Origin of the sequence: Arthrobacter globiformis, assembly GCF_030815865.1 — a bacterium.
Taxonomy (GTDB): domain Bacteria; phylum Actinomycetota; class Actinomycetes; order Actinomycetales; family Micrococcaceae; genus Arthrobacter; species Arthrobacter globiformis_B.
Window position 1 is genome coordinate 2,768,105 of sequence record NZ_JAUSXI010000001.1, and the last position, 16,366, is coordinate 2,784,470.

15 protein-coding genes and 2 pseudogenes are annotated in these 16,366 nt (G+C 61.7%); 9 read left to right on the forward strand and 8 right to left on the reverse strand.

Going from position 1 to position 16,366, the window contains the following annotated elements:
• Positions 1–52 precede the first annotated feature (52 nt).
• Positions 53–352, reverse strand: a complete 300-nt coding sequence (locus QFZ33_RS12640; RefSeq protein WP_307027926.1) for a hypothetical protein — start codon at positions 350–352, stop codon at positions 53–55.
• A gap of 863 nt (positions 353–1,215) precedes the next feature.
• On the opposite strand from QFZ33_RS12640, the gene QFZ33_RS12645 reads away from it, so the two are divergent.
• The 3 genes and pseudogenes from QFZ33_RS12645 (at position 1,216) to QFZ33_RS12655 (ending at position 3,082) form a co-directional block, all read left to right on the forward strand.
• Entirely contained in the window at positions 1,216–1,560 is a 345-nt protein-coding gene (locus tag QFZ33_RS12645) for a hypothetical protein (protein ID WP_307027927.1), read from the forward strand.
• A gap of 230 nt (positions 1,561–1,790) precedes the next feature.
• Positions 1,791–2,204 (forward strand): transposase family protein, encoded by a 414-nt coding sequence (locus QFZ33_RS12650; RefSeq protein WP_307027929.1) that lies wholly within the window; start codon positions 1,791–1,793, stop codon positions 2,202–2,204.
• A gap of 156 nt (positions 2,205–2,360) precedes the next feature.
• A pseudogene (locus tag QFZ33_RS12655) lies at positions 2,361–3,082 on the forward strand (ISL3 family transposase).
• Positions 3,083–3,661: 579 nt separating this feature from the next.
• On the opposite strand, the gene QFZ33_RS12660 reads toward QFZ33_RS12655, so the two are convergent.
• The 5 genes from QFZ33_RS12660 to QFZ33_RS12680 all read right to left on the reverse strand — a co-directional run bounded on the left by QFZ33_RS12660 (position 3,662) and on the right by QFZ33_RS12680 (position 8,552).
• Positions 3,662–4,453 (reverse strand): SDR family NAD(P)-dependent oxidoreductase, encoded by a 792-nt coding sequence (locus QFZ33_RS12660; RefSeq protein ID WP_307027931.1) that lies wholly within the window; start codon positions 4,451–4,453, stop codon positions 3,662–3,664.
• A 102-nt stretch (positions 4,454–4,555) separates the two neighbouring features.
• Positions 4,556–5,368, reverse strand: coding sequence for a sugar phosphate isomerase/epimerase family protein (locus QFZ33_RS12665; RefSeq protein ID WP_307027933.1), 813 nt, complete (start codon positions 5,366–5,368; stop codon positions 4,556–4,558).
• A gap of 178 nt (positions 5,369–5,546) precedes the next feature.
• The gene (locus QFZ33_RS12670; protein ID WP_307027935.1) at positions 5,547–6,965 is read right to left on the reverse strand and encodes an MFS transporter; all 1,419 of its coding nucleotides are present in this window, start codon (positions 6,963–6,965) and stop codon (positions 5,547–5,549) included.
• Positions 6,966–7,362: 397 nt separating this feature from the next.
• A complete protein-coding gene (locus tag QFZ33_RS12675) occupies positions 7,363–7,905 on the reverse strand; it encodes an AAA family ATPase (RefSeq protein WP_307027937.1) in 543 nt (180 codons plus the stop codon).
• Positions 7,905–8,552, reverse strand: coding sequence for a bifunctional 4-hydroxy-2-oxoglutarate aldolase/2-dehydro-3-deoxy-phosphogluconate aldolase (locus QFZ33_RS12680; protein ID WP_307027939.1), 648 nt, complete (start codon positions 8,550–8,552; stop codon positions 7,905–7,907). The genes QFZ33_RS12675 and QFZ33_RS12680 overlap by 1 nt, the downstream gene beginning before the upstream one ends.
• Positions 8,553–8,699: 147 nt before the next feature.
• Here QFZ33_RS12680 and QFZ33_RS12685 point away from each other — a divergent pair, with 147 nt between their 5' ends.
• The 6 genes from QFZ33_RS12685 (at position 8,700) to QFZ33_RS12710 (ending at position 14,110) form a co-directional block, all read left to right on the forward strand.
• A complete protein-coding gene (locus QFZ33_RS12685) occupies positions 8,700–9,686 on the forward strand; it encodes a Gfo/Idh/MocA family protein (protein ID WP_307027941.1) in 987 nt (328 codons plus the stop codon).
• Entirely contained in the window at positions 9,679–10,674 is a 996-nt protein-coding gene (locus QFZ33_RS12690) for a LacI family DNA-binding transcriptional regulator (RefSeq protein WP_307027943.1), read from the forward strand. The genes QFZ33_RS12685 and QFZ33_RS12690 overlap by 8 nt, the downstream gene beginning before the upstream one ends.
• A complete protein-coding gene (locus tag QFZ33_RS12695; RefSeq protein WP_307027945.1) occupies positions 10,671–11,246 on the forward strand; it encodes a VOC family protein in 576 nt (191 codons plus the stop codon). Before QFZ33_RS12690 ends, QFZ33_RS12695 begins: the two co-directional genes overlap by 4 nt.
• The gene (locus QFZ33_RS12700) at positions 11,243–12,145 is read left to right on the forward strand and encodes a sugar phosphate isomerase/epimerase family protein (protein WP_307027947.1); all 903 of its coding nucleotides are present in this window, start codon (positions 11,243–11,245) and stop codon (positions 12,143–12,145) included. The genes QFZ33_RS12695 and QFZ33_RS12700 overlap by 4 nt, the downstream gene beginning before the upstream one ends.
• A complete protein-coding gene (locus tag QFZ33_RS12705; RefSeq protein WP_307027949.1) occupies positions 12,142–13,140 on the forward strand; it encodes a Gfo/Idh/MocA family protein in 999 nt (332 codons plus the stop codon). Before QFZ33_RS12700 ends, QFZ33_RS12705 begins: the two co-directional genes overlap by 4 nt.
• Before the next feature lie 220 nt (positions 13,141–13,360).
• Entirely contained in the window at positions 13,361–14,110 is a 750-nt protein-coding gene (locus QFZ33_RS12710) for an SDR family NAD(P)-dependent oxidoreductase (RefSeq protein ID WP_307027951.1), read from the forward strand.
• 576 nt (positions 14,111–14,686) lie between these two features.
• Here QFZ33_RS12710 and QFZ33_RS12715 read toward each other — a convergent pair.
• Positions 14,687–15,256 (reverse strand): annotated as a pseudogene (locus QFZ33_RS12715) (recombinase family protein).
• 405 nt (positions 15,257–15,661) lie between these two features.
• The gene (locus QFZ33_RS12720; protein WP_307027953.1) at positions 15,662–16,273 is read right to left on the reverse strand and encodes a GNAT family N-acetyltransferase; all 612 of its coding nucleotides are present in this window, start codon (positions 16,271–16,273) and stop codon (positions 15,662–15,664) included.
• Between the last annotated feature and the right edge of the window lie 93 nt (positions 16,274–16,366).

Here is a 16,366-nt window from a genome sequence, read left to right on the forward strand (position 1 = left end):
GCCACTGAGGCGTCGGCGAGGCGACCTTCACTCCAGGCACAGCGTTCGTGGTTTAGTTCATGAACGGGAACGTGGATTCTGAAACCCGCGCAATCTTCACGTCGAAGTCCAGTCCGGCATCGTCTCCGGCGAGCCGGCGGAGCAGGTAGGCGCGGAGCGCGGTGTTGCTGGTCGTGTGTGGGGCGGGCAGTGCTTGGCCGCTGAACAGGGCGTACGAGTCGCTGACATGAAACACGGACAGGATGCAGTCCTGAATGTCATCTGTCCGCAGGCCCAGAACGGTGTCGCGGAAGCTGTCCTGTGCGCCGTTCCTGGGCAGAGCCGTCACGGAAAACGTCACTGCCTTTGCCATAATTCCAATCCTCCGCAAGCTTCTGACCCAAATCGTTGCCCCGGGCCACAATCGAAAAGGTTAGTCGATGCATGCAGCGAAAATAACCCTTACCAGGCAGTAACGTTGGGCTGCATGCCTGTCGATCTGACGACGCACGCGAGCAGTTTGGCGTGCGATGAACCTGGAACATCCGATTGGAGCATGGCGCTTCAACACGGTCAGAAGTTCTGGACAGCAAGAGCGATGTGAAGGCTCCAGCGTCTTGTTCTGAGGGCATTGGAGATGAAGTTAGCGAGGAAGTGCTGCTGGGATGTCCAGTAGCGATTCTTGTCTCGCGTCTAGGAGTCGATATTGGCTGCAGCGTTAACGTCGATGATGGTGTCGACTCCTCCGCCCGGGCGGCTTGGAGGATGGCAGCCACCACGTTCTTGTTGCGTTAGTTGATTGCCAGATGGGCTCCGGCGAGGCGCGCGAGTTCAGCTTTCCGTGCTCGGTTGAGAGTCGTGATGACCGTTGCTCCGGCCCACGCTGCGAGCTCAATGGCCGCGTGGCCCACTGCGCCTGCGCCACCGGTAACCAGTACCGTTCGTTCCCCCAAGGCTCCGGGGAGAGAGCCCGGCAGGGCCGTCCTCGGTGAGGTCAGCGCCCGGTGTGCTGTCAGGGCGGGGATACCGATGAATGCGCCCGTGTACTACCGGGGCCTGTGTACTACCGGGGATACGAGGTGGCCGTGGCCTTGCGCTGGATCGAGCGCGAGCTGGAGCCGGTAACCACGCCCCATATAGCTGTACTTCTCGGCTTCGCATACCCATTGCTTTGCGGAGGGCACTAAGGAGCAGTACGAAGCCTCTATTGCCGCTGTTCATACAGGGGAAGGGCGTTTGCCCGCCGGGCAGATCTTTCATGCGGCTGGTCCTTCCACGGGTGGCTGGACGATTCTGGCCGTCCACGAATCGAAGGCGAGCTGGGAGCAGTTTCGGGATAATACGCTTCTTCCCCGTTTTCAGCAGGGTATCGAGGGTGGTTTCACGTCCATGCCTGAGGAAGCCGTGATCGACGTGTACAAATTGATGCCCCTAGGCGCGAGCTCGCTGTCGGTGCGGCATTCCGCCCTTGCGCTGGACGCCCTGCACTGCGGAGCGCCCGCTCCGGCATCCCCGACGAAGACATCGGTCGTGACGGGGGTAACCCGTTCTGTCCTGGCGGTATCACCGAGTTTGCTGTGATCGATTGGGGACTGTGGGTTGAGGTCATGAACGGCATCGGGCCGATTCTGAAACCCGGGCGAACTTACGTCCAGCTCCAAGCCGGTCCCTTGGACGTCATCAGTACACAGACTCAAACCGGCTCTTCGTGGTTGGTGGGGAATTGATTCCGTGTCGTAGCTAAAAAAGGGGCCCGTGGCCCTGCTGGGATGAGTGTGTCTAGCATTCAACCAGGAACAGGACCACGAGCCTTGAACGAGCCTACCGGGGTGGCGTCCGACGCTGCCACCAGCATCTTCAACCTGCCCGACTACCGCGTCACCTCCGTCACCGTCCTGGACGATGGCAGGCGCCGGGTCGTCGTCGAAACCGACCAACCACCGGGCTGCCCGACCTGCGGTGTCGTTGCAACGAGGCGGAAGGAACGGCGCTTCCAGCGAATCCGGGACATCCCCGTCGCCGGCGCCGTGGAAGTCCTCTGGTCCAAGTACCGCTGGCACTGCGAGGAACAGGCCTGCCCGCGGCTCTCGTTCTTTGAATCCACCGCCCAGGTCCCGCGCCGTGCCCGCTCCACCAGCCGGCTCCGCGACCAGGTCGTTGATGCGGTCATCAGTTCCGGCCGTGCCGTGTCCGAGACTGCCACCGCGTTCGCGGTGTCCTGGTGAATGGTCCGAGCCGCGCTGAACGAAGCCTGTTTTCTCACGCTGCCCGAGGTGGATGAGCTCAGTCCGCGGATGCTGGGTATCGATGAACACCGGTTCCGGTCCATGCGGTTCTTCCGCGACCCTGAGTCGAGCTCGTGGACTCGGCATGAGCCGTGGATGACCACGATCGTGGATCTAGACACCGGCCAGGTCCTGGGCGTGGTCGATGGCCGGGACCACAAGGGCGTCGGGGACTGGCTCTTCGCCCGTCCCCTGGACTGGCGGCTCGGAGTGCAGGTGGTCGCGATCGACCCGTCGGCCGCGTTCCGCAAGGCGTTGAGAATGTGGCTTCCCCGCACCGCCGTGGCCGTTGACACTTCCACTTGGTCTCCCTGGGCAACCAGGCCATGACTGAGGCCCGACAGAACCTGTCCCAGCAGGTCAAGGGCCGCCGCGGCCGCGGGATCGACAAGGCGTGGGCCCACCGGATGCTGCTCCTGCGCGCCGGAGACACGCTCTCCGAGCAGGCCGCCCACCGCCTGGAAGAAGTCTTCGCCGCCGACGATCCGACCGGCAAGTTGCAGGCCGTGTGGAAAGTCAAAGAACAGCTGCGGATACTGCTCCGCATGAGCTCCCTCGCCGACGCCGCCGCGGCGAAAGAGGATCTCAAGGCGCTCGTGGAAGCGGCCGGGCGCCCGGAGGCAAACAAGCTCTATCGCACGGTCTGCAGGTGGTGGAAGGAGATTGAAGTCCTCATCGTCACCGGCGCCACCACAGGCAAGGTCGAGGCCAACAACACCGGAATCAAGCACATCAAACGCACTGCCCGCGGCTACCGGAACCCGGCCAATTACAAATCGGTTATTCTCATGAGAAGTGCCGTCCGTACGGCGGCATGACACTCATCCGGGAATCCCTTTCCCCATGAACCTTGAAGAGCCCTCAAAACGGTGTCGCGGAAGCTGCCCCGCGCACCGGCCTGCTTTCGGGCCGATGATCCCGCCGCCTCCTCAGCGACGGCCGTCGCGGAATCCGACCGGGTTTTATGCCCCCTAAAGAAGGTCAAGGCACATGGGTCACTTTGTCAGGTTGGGGTGTACGCGAATCTGACAAGGCATCGCTCCCATCTACGCGCCGGGTCTTCTAACGCGTGGACACCCCCGGAGTTCACAGGCGCGCTGGGCGGCCGCCGCGGCGTTTGTGGAGCGTGCGGCAGTCGGCCGAATCGGGCGAGACCCCCGCACCGTCGGCCTTCCCCGGCGGTGCGGCAGCAGGCACCGGAACCGTCGAGCCGAGCACGACGGCAGGACGGCCGAGCGGGACGGCCCCAAGCGCAACGGCGCCCTGACCCGCCATAGTGAGTCAGGGCAAATGCCTGGGGCTGGCTCGCCGGTGGCGGTCGGCGCTGCGGTGGCGGACTGCCGCTGTTCGCTGGCGACGGCTAGGGCAGTTGCCGAGGTACCGCTACAGGTCGGGCATCACGATTTGGAGCTGGGCCGACCAGGGATATGGCTAAGAATGGACTTAGAGAAGCCACCATCGACACAGATGTCTTGCCCAGTAACATAACCCGATAGAGGGCCTACAAGGAATTCGATCACGTTCGCAATGTCCTTGGGATCCCCAATCCTTGACAACGGAATAATGTCTTCCCTTGCCTTCTTGATTTGGGGATCTTCATACATTTTTTCCGTCATGCGTGTATGAGTCATACCTGGGGATACCACATTTACGCGTATTCCGTCCGGTGCCCATTCCAGCGCGAGTGTTTGGGCCAGCATTGTCAGTGCAGCCTTGCTGGGGCTGTAAGCGCCTGATCCGGCATGTGGTAGCTGGCCAGACATTGAAGAGGTAAAACAAGCGGAACCGCGGCTGTCCCTCAAATGCGGGTGGCTTGCTTTGGCAAGAAGCCACGCGCCACGGAGGTTAACGGAGAACATGTCGTCCCAGTCCTCAATGGACACGTCACAGATGGCACCAGGGCTTGCGATCCCCGCATTCGCTACCAGTGCGTCCAGCCCGCCAAACTCTGCTACCGCAGCTGCTACCAGTTTACTTGGCACCTCTGGATCACCGAGGTCGCCCGCCAATGCGATGGCGGTACCTCCCAATGACTGGATTGAACGAACGACCTGCTCTTGGCTGCTGTTCGATTCATTTCCACACACTGCAATCATCGGCTGCTCGCCCCTAGCAAGGGCCGCCTCTGCAATTCTCAGGCATGTCGCCGCGCCTATGCCGCTAGTTCCGCCACTAACCAAAGCTCTCATCGCACACTCCATTCAACGTGGATTCACAGGAGAATCATTTTTGACACAAAAATGAAAGAGAATTATGGAATGCAAAGCTCAGGTCCCTTTGCATTTTCGAAGTTAGTCACCTAGTTCCCAGCCTTGATTTTTGAGGTCCTGCGTGGCCTTCTTAAATTCCTGCACCGGGTTCTGTTCGCGAATGATCTCTAGAACAACGTTATTGACTCCGCACGTTTCTCGGGCGGCATTGCCCAGTTCATTCCAGTCGATCACTCCAGTGCCGATCGGATCATGACCCCAGGTTTCCGTGCCCGTATCAGAAATATGCACAAGTCCAATTGATTCGTGATAGGAGAGCAAGCTATCTACGGGATCCTCTCCTATGTAGGCGGCATTGGCTACGTCGTACACGATCTTGACTGAATCGTCGTTGACGGTGCTTACGACGCCGGCCAGGTCCTGGATGGTAGGCGTGAAGCAATAGGGGGTGTTTTCGAAGAGCAGCCGCGTGCCGGCCTGCTTGGCCAGCGGAATGAGATTCTCCAGACTCTCGTACATCCACCCGTAAACGTTTTCAAGTGACGGTGAAATCATTGGACGCCTTGTGCCCGGGGATATGACAACCTCGGGGACCTCCCAAGCTTCCGCCAGGTCAATCACCGACTTGATGTGCTCGACACTCTTGCGACGCATATTAGCGCCGGGGCTCGCCAGGTTGATGTCATATCCGCCGGCATTCAGCGACCTGATTTTCGCACCGTACTCATTGAGTCGTGCATAAATCGCCGCACGATCCGGACCGGATAGTTCATCAGGCCAACAGTGTGGGGAGCTAATCGGAACCTCAAAAGTCTCGTATCCGTTGTCAACCAATTCCGCAATTGCATCAATTGCCGTGGATGACCATAGATAGGAAAATGTGTTGATAATCATGTGGAGCATCTCTCAGTTCTGTGCCTAAGGAGAAAACTTGTTCCATCCATAACGCAAGGTCAATGTCTACCCTGCGCAGGGGATCGCACCCGCGAGCCAGGCGGCTCGAACGGGCCCGGGGCAAACACGCCCCTTCTTGCCCGGTCGAGCCGCCACGGCTTCCTAGGAACGAGCGTGCCTACCGGGAACGCTTCACCTCGTCGGCGGCGGACCAAGTGCTCAAGAGCAGGTGCTCGCCTTCGAGCACCTCGCGGTCGGCAGGAGCTACGGTGACACGCCCGGCCCGGCTGCCGGTCTCCGGCAGGGTGAAGTAGACGACGAGGCAGAGGGCGACAATGACGATCATGTAGACCGCGACGAGCATTGGCTGTCCGGCGCCGACGAACGCAGCAGCGACCAGTGGCGCGGTGCCACCGAAGACAGCGATCACGATCTGGTGTGCGAAACCGATGCCGGACACCCGTACCGCAGCCGGGAACAGTTCGGCCTGGATGGTCGGGTAAACGGACTGCCAGATACCGAGAACCACCCAGCCGGACGCCGATACCAGGACGTATACCCAGAAGCCCGGCTGGTTCAGCAGCAGGAGCATGGGGTAGAAGAGGACGATCATGCCGATGGCACCGATGATGGGGAAGATTTTGCGTCGACCGAGTCGATCAGAGAGCGCGCCGCAGATCGGCACGATGATAACGAGCAGGGCAAGCCCGATAACGTTTCCGGCCAGGGTGGAGGACAGGTCCCGGCCGGTGGTCAGCTTGGCGTAGGTGGGAAGGAAGGTGGCCCAGGTGTAGTAGGCCACGGCCGGGGCAGAGAGCGCTGCTGCCTGCAGCAGCGCCTTCGGGTGTTCGCGAAGCAGGTCCATCAGGCGGGCCGCGGCGGACTTCTGATCGACGAGGGCACTTGCCTCAAACTCGGGGGTCTCATCCGAGCGGGCCCGCAAGACGAGGCCGACGACGCCGAGGACACCGCCTATGAGGAAGGGAATGCGCCAGCCAAAGGAGGCGAGGTCGGCAGGAGCGAAGGATGATGTCACCATTGCCGCGCCGCCGGTCGCTGCCAGGGTCGCGAGGCCGCTCGCCATATTGGAGAAGGAGCCGAACAGCCCCCGCCGGTTCGGGGGAGCGTGTTCAACCATGAATGCGATCGCGCTCTGCTGTTCGGTGCCTGCCGAGATGCCCTGGATGATGCGTGCGACCAGGAACAGAATTGGTGCTGCGTAGCCGATGGTCGCAAATGAAGGGGTGAGGCCAATGATCAGGGCACCGAGCGCCATACCGGAGATGGACAGTGTCAGGATGAGCCGCCGGCCGAAACGGTCAGCCAGCGGCGAGATGATGATTCCGCTGAATGGGCGTACAACAAATCCGATTGCATAGGTGAGCAGGGCGGCCACAAGGGATGCGAATGCGGAATCACTTGGGAAGATCTGGCCCGAGAACACGGCGGCCAGCAGCCCGTAAATGTACCAGTCGTACCACTCCACGAAGTGGCCGATCGTGCCTGCCACCATATTGACGGTGCGGCGAGGGGGCTCAGTCACTTCGGGAAGCTCCGAAGGGTCTGGACTGCCGAAGGCTTCTTTTGAGATCTTCATTGAACTCTCCATATTTTCACGTTTGTTGCAGAGGTAATTGAGTATTCCCCGACACCCCGGTGTGCGGGTCTCGCCCGGCTGTAAATCGGGGCGAGGGGAAGCGTCGACTGCCAAGACCAACAGCCGGAGCAACGCTTGGGCACTGCCTGACTTGAAGTGGGAAGAAGGTTATCCAGCCTCCCCCTATTCCTAATAAGATCGGCGCTGAGATCGGTTGCTGAGATCGGTTGCAGACCACGATACGGATGAGTTGTGATCTTTGTCAACGTCAGTGTGTTCTCGCCTCGGATGCGAAGATAGGCCTCGGCTTCGGCCAGGCATGCCCAGCTCGAGCGTCTCCGCTTGGTTAATCCTCGCAGGCAGGCCGGCGCCACCAATCACCCGACGCCAGTTCACTTCAATCCACCTGAAGGGGCGCCTCATTGTTGAAGTCCTCGAAATCCACTCCAGACCAGGCGCATTCCAGACGGCCGTATACCGACCAGTAGTCGTCCCAGTTGGCCAGTTTCCACTGGTCTCGTTCCAGTCCGCGGCGGGTGAGCCGCATACGTAGAACGTCTTGAGGTACCCGGACCCGTATCACGGTGATCTCGGATGACGGCCATTGGAAGTCTTCTGCTACACGGGTCAAATAGTCCGGTTCTCCGAAATAGGCTCCGAAGGGAGCATCAAGGACCACTGAGCGGCCGAGGCGCAGGTTTATCCCCGCGACATCCATGAGAGTTTCGTACTCGAGGGGCAGTAAATTGGCGCGATAGTAGTCGTTGGATTCACGGTCGGTGGGATCGTGCCCGGTGGCGGTCAGCGCGAATTCGACGAAGCGGCCACTGACCCGGTCCTTGTCCAGGTAGGCAGCCTTATGCTGTTGTGCTGTTTGCTGGGCAATGGTCGTCTTTCCCGATCCGGCGGGGCCGATGACAATGAAGACGCGGGGGGGCATTATTTGCGGGCCTCTGCTACTGCTGAAAGGAACGCCCGGGCTGCTTCGGTGACGCGGGTGAAGTCGCCGTCGGGTTGCCATGCTTTGGTCACGTAGCTGCCCACACCGACGCCTGCCACGCCCGCCGCGAACCATTCGCCGACGTTGTCCAGAGTTACGCCACCAGCTGGCATGATCGGCAGGTGCGCCAGCGGAGCCAGCACGGCCTTCGCGTAGGGGATGCCGCCGGCTTCGGTGGGGAAGAGTTTGAGGATGTCGGCGCCGGCTTCCGCGGACTCAACAAGCTCGGTAGGTGTGTACGCACCGCTGACGGTAGGTATCTGGTACCGGTTCGCGGTACGGATCATTGCGGAATTGAGCTGGGGACTGACCAGGAACTGGGCCCCGGCACGGATGCACTCATACGCTGAGTGCTCGTCCAGCACTGTTCCAGCGCCGATCGCCACGCCCGCGGACCCGTGGTTGGCGGCGAGCCGACGGATCACGTCTATGGCGCCGGGAATTGAAAGCGTAATTTCGATGGCGCGGAAACCTCCTGTGATGGCAGCTTCCGCAACGCGCTCGGCAATCTCAGCGTTCTCCAGTCGCACGATGAGGACGGCCCCGGACTCGTCAATGGTTTGCAGGGTGCGGAGTTTTTTATACATTCTGGCCTCTCTCTTGGCCGGGTATCTCTAACTTCCTGAGCGGCCCGGACCTTGTTGGTGTTTGGTTCCGTTGACAAACTCTCCCACCATCCATACTGTTATTGCAACCGATCTCAGCAACCGATCTCATACAAGGGGGTATTGCGGTTGAGTAACGTACGCACAATCATTCTGGGGGCTTCCCATTGGCATGTTCCGCTCTGCGCGCAGGCAATTGCTGAAGAGCACGAAGTCATCGGAGTCAATGACGACGATGTATCCCGCATACAGGTGCAGGAGCTGGCCAAAGTCTGGGGCGCACCGGTTGAAGCCGACTGGCAGAAGCTGGTTGATCTCCCCGACGTTGGACTCGCCTATGTCTTTGGTCCCCATGACGGTATGGCCGAAAAGTGTCTTGCCCTTATCGAGCGCGGCATTCCGTTCGTCGTCGAAAAGCCATTGGGCACTTCCCTCAATGAGCTTTCTGCCGTGCGTCAGGCCGCTGAGGCAGCTGGAGTGCCTGTAACTGTCCCCTTGGTCCAGCGCGGCGGACCCACCGAAAAATGGCTTTCTAAGGCAGGCCGGTCCACCTACCAGCGAACGTCATTCATTGCAGGTCCACCATCCCGGTATCTCGCCAATGCCAATCCCTGGATGCTCGACCCGGTCAAGGGGGGCGGGGGTTGCCTGGCCAACCTTGCACCGCATTTTGTCGATCTGTTCCTCCGGGGCAGCGATGAGTCGGCAGCACATGTGGACTCCCGGCTTTCATCGGTTCTTCACCACCAGGCTGTTGAGGATCATGCCAGCCTCATCATCACGACACCGGAGGGACGCGAGGCCATTGTGGAGGTTGGCTACGCATTCCCTGGCTCGCCGCTTAAGCGCTATTGCAGCTTTACCTCGGTCGGTGAGGCCGGATTCGCCGCCGTTGATTCGGACGGCACAGCTACTTTCACGGCACTGGACGGCACCACGGAGGTCGACAAGATCAATGTGGACAGCGACCCTCTTTACGATCCGTTTGTGCGGAGCGTCGCCCGGACGCTGGAAGATGGATTCCGGGGCCTGACTACGCTGGCCCAGCTCGAAAATGTCATGCGCCCCATTTGGCAGGCCTATGACGACCAGCACGAAGGAAGAGAACATGCCTGACTTGAGTATCGACGTCGTTGCCAAAGCTGCCGGCGTCCACCGCTCTACGGTTTCCCGGGCGTTCTCACGCCCTGAGGCTGTGAAGAGTGAAACACGCGAGCACATCCTTCGGGTGGCCGAGGGACTCGGCTACACGATGAGTCCGCTCGCCCAGGCGCTTCGGACCAAGACCAGCACGTTCATCCCGCTGATCGTTCCTGACATCACCAACCCGTTCTTTGCAGAACTTGCCAAGACGATGACGCAGGCGGCCGATGAGCGTGGCTACCAGCTGCTGCTCTGCGTCACCAATGGTGACCCTGCCAAGACCGACGGATACTTCACCGCCATGCAGGCCATGTACGCGCCCTTCGGGATCGTCGCGCCTTCAACAAAGGTCGATACCGAGGCTCTGAAACGCTTTGACTTTGGCCACAAGGTTGTGGTGATCGACCGGGTGGAAGGGGACGATTCGGTCCCGACCGTCACCGTCGACAGCCGCCGGGGAATCATGCTCGCATTGGACCATCTGCATTCCCTGGGGCACACCTCGATCGGCTACGTTTCCGGCATCGCCGGAACGCACACTGCCCAGGACCGGATGGACGCGTATCTGGAGCTGTCCGCCGAGAGCGGCAGCACGCCTGTTGTGCTGGACAGCGGGTCAGATTTGGATGCGGGCACGCGCGGCGCCGAGCATTACCTCGAGATGGAGAATCCGCCAACGGCCATCATCGCGGCCAATGACATGGTGGCCTTTGCGGTAATCTCGGCCCTCGGCCGAGGCGGAGTGCGTGTGCCGGAGGACGTGTCGGTCATCGGGTTCGACGGTCTCGCTCTCGGCGCCCGGTTCAACCCGGCCCTGACGACCATCCTGCAGCCGATCGCCGACATGGGACATATCGCCATCGAACTGGCTGAGAAGCAGAACGCGGATGGCTCCGTGGACCATATCGTCCTCGAACCTCAGCTCTTGGTCCGCGGCTCCACCTCTGGACCGCGCAAATGAGCGGGGGACAGGAGTCGACGCTCCGGCGCCTGCCCGGGCTCCAGCACACGGACCACGTCGGCCTGACCGTCCCCAACCTCGAGGACGCCATCAGCTTCTTCGTAGAAGTCCTTGGAGCTGAAGAGCTGTATCGCTCAGAGCGGGGTCCCGATGAAGAATTCATGCCCACAAACTTCGAAGTCCCGGCAGATGCGAAACTTACGCTCGCCATGCTGCGCCTGCCTCCGAACCTGAACATCGAGCTTTTCGAGTGGAGCGGCGCTGAGCGGCGGGAAACCCCGCCACGGCATTGCGACGCCGGAGGGCACCACCTGTGCTTCGTTGTGGACGACGTAGATGAAGCGATCGCGGTGCTGCAGGAAACACCTGGGGTGCGCGTGCTCGGGGAGCGCAAGGAAGTCGCCGGCGACAGCCCGCGCGTGGCCGGCAACCGTTGGACCTATTTCATAACCCCCTGGGGGCTGCTGATGGAGATCGTCGACCGGTCCCGCGTCGCATCCCCGCCCCGGCTCGTCGGTCCAGCGGACTGGACAGCCATACAAGACACTTTCAGGAAGGACAATCAACAATGAGGCTTGCAGGTCACACACTGGGCACTCCACACCACACGGTCCCCCAGGCACTGAAGCTTTTTCGGGCCGCAGGGCTCGATGCCGCCGAAGTCATCTACCAGGACGGCTACACCTCAGGTCTGCCTCTGGGGGACCGGGGCGCCGCCCTGGAGGCGCTGAAGGCGGCAGAAGGCGAGGGTCTGCCGATCATTGGCCTCACGCCCTACACCACGGCCATTAACTCCCTTGACGAGAGTGAGTGGCGCGGGGGAGTTGACGAATTCCGTGGCGCAATTGAGACCGCCCATCTGCTCGGCGCCGACCGGGTGCGTGTGTACGCGGGGTCCTGGCATCGGGGGGACGCCGATCATGCCAGGCGATGGGCGAAACTGCGGGAGGCCCTGCAGACCTTGGCACCCGAGGCGGAACAGGCCGGCGTGCGGCTGTGCGTGGAGAACCACTTCGGCACCATGACCCAGACCGCGGCAGAAACCGCCGCCCTCGTCCGTGAAGTCGCCCACCCGGCCGTTCGCGTACTCTACGATCAGGCAAACCTGACATTCACCCACGACGAGACGTTCGAGGAGGCCTTTGCCGTCCAGGGCGACCTGATCGGTCACGTGCACGTCAAAGATCTCGTGTTCACCGATCCCAACGCGGCCTTCCGCGCTACGGAAACGGCCCGCGTCGACGCTTCCGAGCGCGCCGTCCGATCACGGGTCCTCGGCACCGGCGTCCTTCCCTGGCCCCAGATCCTCGCGGCGCTGCTGCGCCACGGCTACGATGACCTGCTGAGTATCGAGTACGAGTACCGCTGGCACCCGCAAGACCTCCCCACCCCTGAGGATGGATTCCGGGAATCTGCGACCGCACTGCGCGGAATGCTCACTGATCTCGCTAAAATGGAGAACGCCGGATGAACGGGCAGCGCCTCCGTGTCGGCGTCATCGGCGCCGGCAATATCGCCACCATCGCCCAACTGCCCACACTCGTCCAGCGCGATGATGTCGAGTTGGCAGCCTTGGTATCCCGACGCGAGGACCCGGGCAACCTGGTCCGGCGCTGGGGGTTCGGCGCCGCCTACCGGTCGGTGGAGGACATGCTGGACGCGCAGGACCTGGACGCCGTCTTCGTCCTCACCCCCCGGTCCGAACACGCCCACGCGGTCCAGCTGTGCCTTAACAATGACGTCGATGTGTTCTGCGAAAAACCCCTGGCCCCGGCCACCGAGGAGGCAGAACGTTTGGCGGACCTGGCCGACGAGCGCGGCCGCATCCTGATGGTTGACTTCAACCGCCGCTATGCACCCGTCTACACCGCCGGCCGTGAGCTGTTCGGCGAGAAAGGCGCTACCTTCTGCGTCGCGCAAAAGAACCGCCCCGGATCTGAATACCGCGCGACGTTCGAGAACGCCATTCACATGGTCGACCTGCTCCGCTGGTACTGCGGCGGCGAACCCGTGGACGTGGCCGCACACGCAGCCGGTGATGACCCCTGGGAAGAAGACGGCGTCGCAGCCATGATTCGCTTTGACACCGGGAACACCGGGGTGCTGATGGCAGCCCGAACAGCAGGTGCCTGGAACGAGAAACTCGACGCCTACGGCGCCGGCAAGACCGTGGAGGTGCGCGCCCCCGAAGCAGTGTCGACCACCGTCAGGGGAGTCACCACCTCGCGGGAGCTCAGCGCCGAGGCGTACGGCTGGGCAACGGCGACCGACACTCTCGGCTTCTCAGCAGCGGTCCACCATTTCCTGGACCGGGTCGCCGACCGGGCCCAGCCACTGACCTCCGGCCGCGAAGCCGTCCATACCCAGCGGCTGCTCGACCGGGTCCTCGCCGCCTCCGGACTGCCCACAGAAGAACAAGAAGGCCGGCAATGGGCAAGCCACGCCACCAGCGCGAACAACAGCTAGTCAGCACGGGCACGTACGCCACCCTGGACCGGGGATGGCACACAGCCCGGGCTTCAACAGCCGCAGCAAAAGGTCAGGGCACGGAGCGACGCCCACTGAAGCGGCCGCGCCCGGAGCGATGACACACCCTTTGAAAACACCTCAAGTAAGGACCTAGAAAGATGAAACGAGCAGCCCACCAGCCAGCCGCAGGGCAGCAACGGACAAACGGAGGTATCAGATGAGCCTTAAAGACCAGGTCGTTCTGGTGACCGGATCAAGCGGCGGAATCGGCGATGCAGTCGTCGACGCACTCACAGCCGAAGGGGCCCTCGTCATAGGTGCCGACCGCGGCCCGAAGGAGGGCCAGGAACTGGCCGGCTTCTTCCCGCTCGACATCACCTCCGAAGAACAATGCGCCACAGTCGTCCGTGACGTCACAACCAGGTACGGGCGCATCGACGCTCTCGTCCATGCAGCTGGAGTCCTGGGTGCCACGCCGGACATCATGACAACAACGACCGAAGAATTCGACTCCATTATGCGGATCAACGGTTCCGGCACGTTCTCCATGGTCCGGGAAACCGCACAATCAATGATTGGGACCGGAACTCCAGGTGCCATCGTGATCCTCTCCTCCGTTGCAGCCAAAGAAGCCCGCCTCAACTACTTGCCCTACAACGCAAGCAAACTCGCAGTACTCCACATCATGTGGTCCTTCGCCGAGCTGCTCGGCCCCAACGGCATATCGGTCAACGCCATCGCGCCCGGCCCAGTAAACACTCCCATGTGGGCACAATTCGCAAAGGACTCGGGCCCGGATGCAGCCGCCAACCGAGCCAAGCGCGCCGCGCAACTTCCCATGCGCCGGTTCGCCGAACCGGACGAAGTCGCCCGCGCCATCCTTTTCCTTGCCGACCCGGACAACCGCTACATCACCGGCGTATCCCTCGACGTTGCAGGCGGAGCACACCTGGGAATGGGAACCTGATCCAGGAACCCACCAAAGGATGACGATGCAGGCGCGGTCTAAATTCGAAGCGGGGTTGGCCATATGAGGACATTGCGGGGTCTAGGCTGGCTTTGGCTGGCGCAAGTACTGATATCGTCTCCCTGCTAATTCCGTAGAGCTGGGTCAAGCGACCTTTTGATACTCCGTTGCCTGCCATCTGAACCGGCTCGGCTGCCCGTTCCAGTGTGAGGGTCTGTTTCCGCCCCTTGTAGCGACGCGCTGCTTTGCAGATGCAATGCCGTCCCTTGGCCTGCACGAGCGCACGCAAGTCATCCAGGTTTCGTGCCAGCCGATGCGTGCTGTGCACAACGACCGTGCCACCGCGGCGCGCCAACCGCAGCAGCTCCTGGGCCATGACCTGGCAGTGTCCTGCAGGAGGCCTTGTCCATGAAGGCCCGGTCAAGTACCCAGTCCTCGAGCTGGCGTTGCTCGTTCCGGTCCAGCGTCCTTACGGGCACGTACCTATTCGTTGTCCGGCCACCGGTGCCCCACTCCCAATGGTGTAAGGGCGAATTTGGGCCTGGCTCGGGCGAACGTCAAGACAGCAATTCTCAGTCACTCCGGCTGGGCTTGGCGAAGGTACTGGTAGGCCGTTTCTCGCCTGATCCCGTAATCGCGGGCGAGGACAACTTTCGGGACGCCGCTGCCGGCGCGCTCGACCAGCTCGGCGGCCCGTTCGGGCGTGAGCGTCTTCTTCCGCCCCTTGTACGCGCCCCGCTGCTGAGCCAAGGCAATTCCTTCGCGCTGCCGCTCCCAGATCAGGGAGCAGTTCGATTCAGCGAATGCACCCATAACGGAGAGCATCAGGTTGGCGATGGGGGAGTCCTCGCCGGTGAACAAACACCAGGCTCTCTTTGACGAACTCCACCCGGACTCCTTTGCGCGTGAGGCCTTGCACCAAGGCACGCAGGTCGTCCAGGTTGCGGGCGAGACGGTCCATGCTGTGCACCACCACTGTGTCCCGTCGCGGGCGAACCGCAGCAATTCGACGAGTTGAGGTCTGGCCGTATCCCTGCCTGAAGCTTTATCCGTAAACACCCGGTCAAGAATCTGGCCTTCGAGCTGGCGCTTCTCGTTCTGGTCCAAAGTGCTGACCCGCACGTACCCGATCCGCTGTCCGCTCACCCTAGCCTCCAACCCTCTGCCTGTGAGGTTGAGTTCTAGGCTTGTCCTACAAGGAAGTCAAGATCTCCCCGCGGCCGCGGCCGCTGTCAGGTTTGGGTGTACTCCAACTGGGTGAGACGCTCTCCTGGACGTATCGGCAAGGTTGGCTACCTCGGGGGACGTTAGCCTCCGCCCCCTTCTGGGCATGCCGGGCACGCAGGAGGTCAACTTCACCACCGCCGCCGAGCTGGGCCAAGCGCTGGAAGCGCAATCGTGGGGGGTGACGGAAGCTCCAGATCATCACAGCATGGAGGTCTTGGTTACCTGCACCGGTGATGGCAGCTATCGGGGCACGGACCCTTCGTCTGGTTGGGTATGACTGAACCTGCGTTCCAACGCCAGGCGCCACGTTATTCACAGCTGTCTCTACTGGTCTGCTGGTGAGCGCATGTCCGACAGGGACCGCCTTTGACGGCCTTCCGTGTCGAAATTGCCTGGTCCGAGCCATGCCCGGAATGCCTTGCCGACGTCAGGCCATTCGGAGTCGATGATGGAATACCAGGCAGTATCCCTGCTGCGGCCTTTGTAGACCACAGCTTGTCGAAAGATACCCTCGAAGGTGAAGCCGAGTCGTTGGGCTGCCCTTCGTGAAGGGGCGTTGAGACTGTCACATTTCCACTCGTAGCGCCGATAGCCGAGCCCCTCGAAAACGTAGGACATCAACAGAAACTGCGCCTCGGTGGCCAGCGGAGTTTGCTTGAGCCGCGGCGAGAACGCTACGTAACCGACTTCGACGACACCATTGGTCGGATCTTGCCGCATCAGCGCAAGCGTACCCACCGCCTTGCCGGTGTTGAGGTCGACAACTGCGAAGTGCATCGGATCGTCCGCCTGCGTCATAATCGCTACATAGGTTCGGTAGTCCTCTCGGCCAGCGAACGGGCCGGCGGGCATGTATGTCCAGTCCCTGCCATCAGCAGCAAGAGAGTAGGCGGCGTACAGGTCGTCCGCGTGGCGGTCAGCACTGAGTGGCTCCACGCGGCAAAATCTTCCTTCGAGAGTGACCCGTGCGGGTACCGGACGAGTGGTCCATCCGGGCACCGGCTGGCCGATGGGCTGGGCATCTTCGTT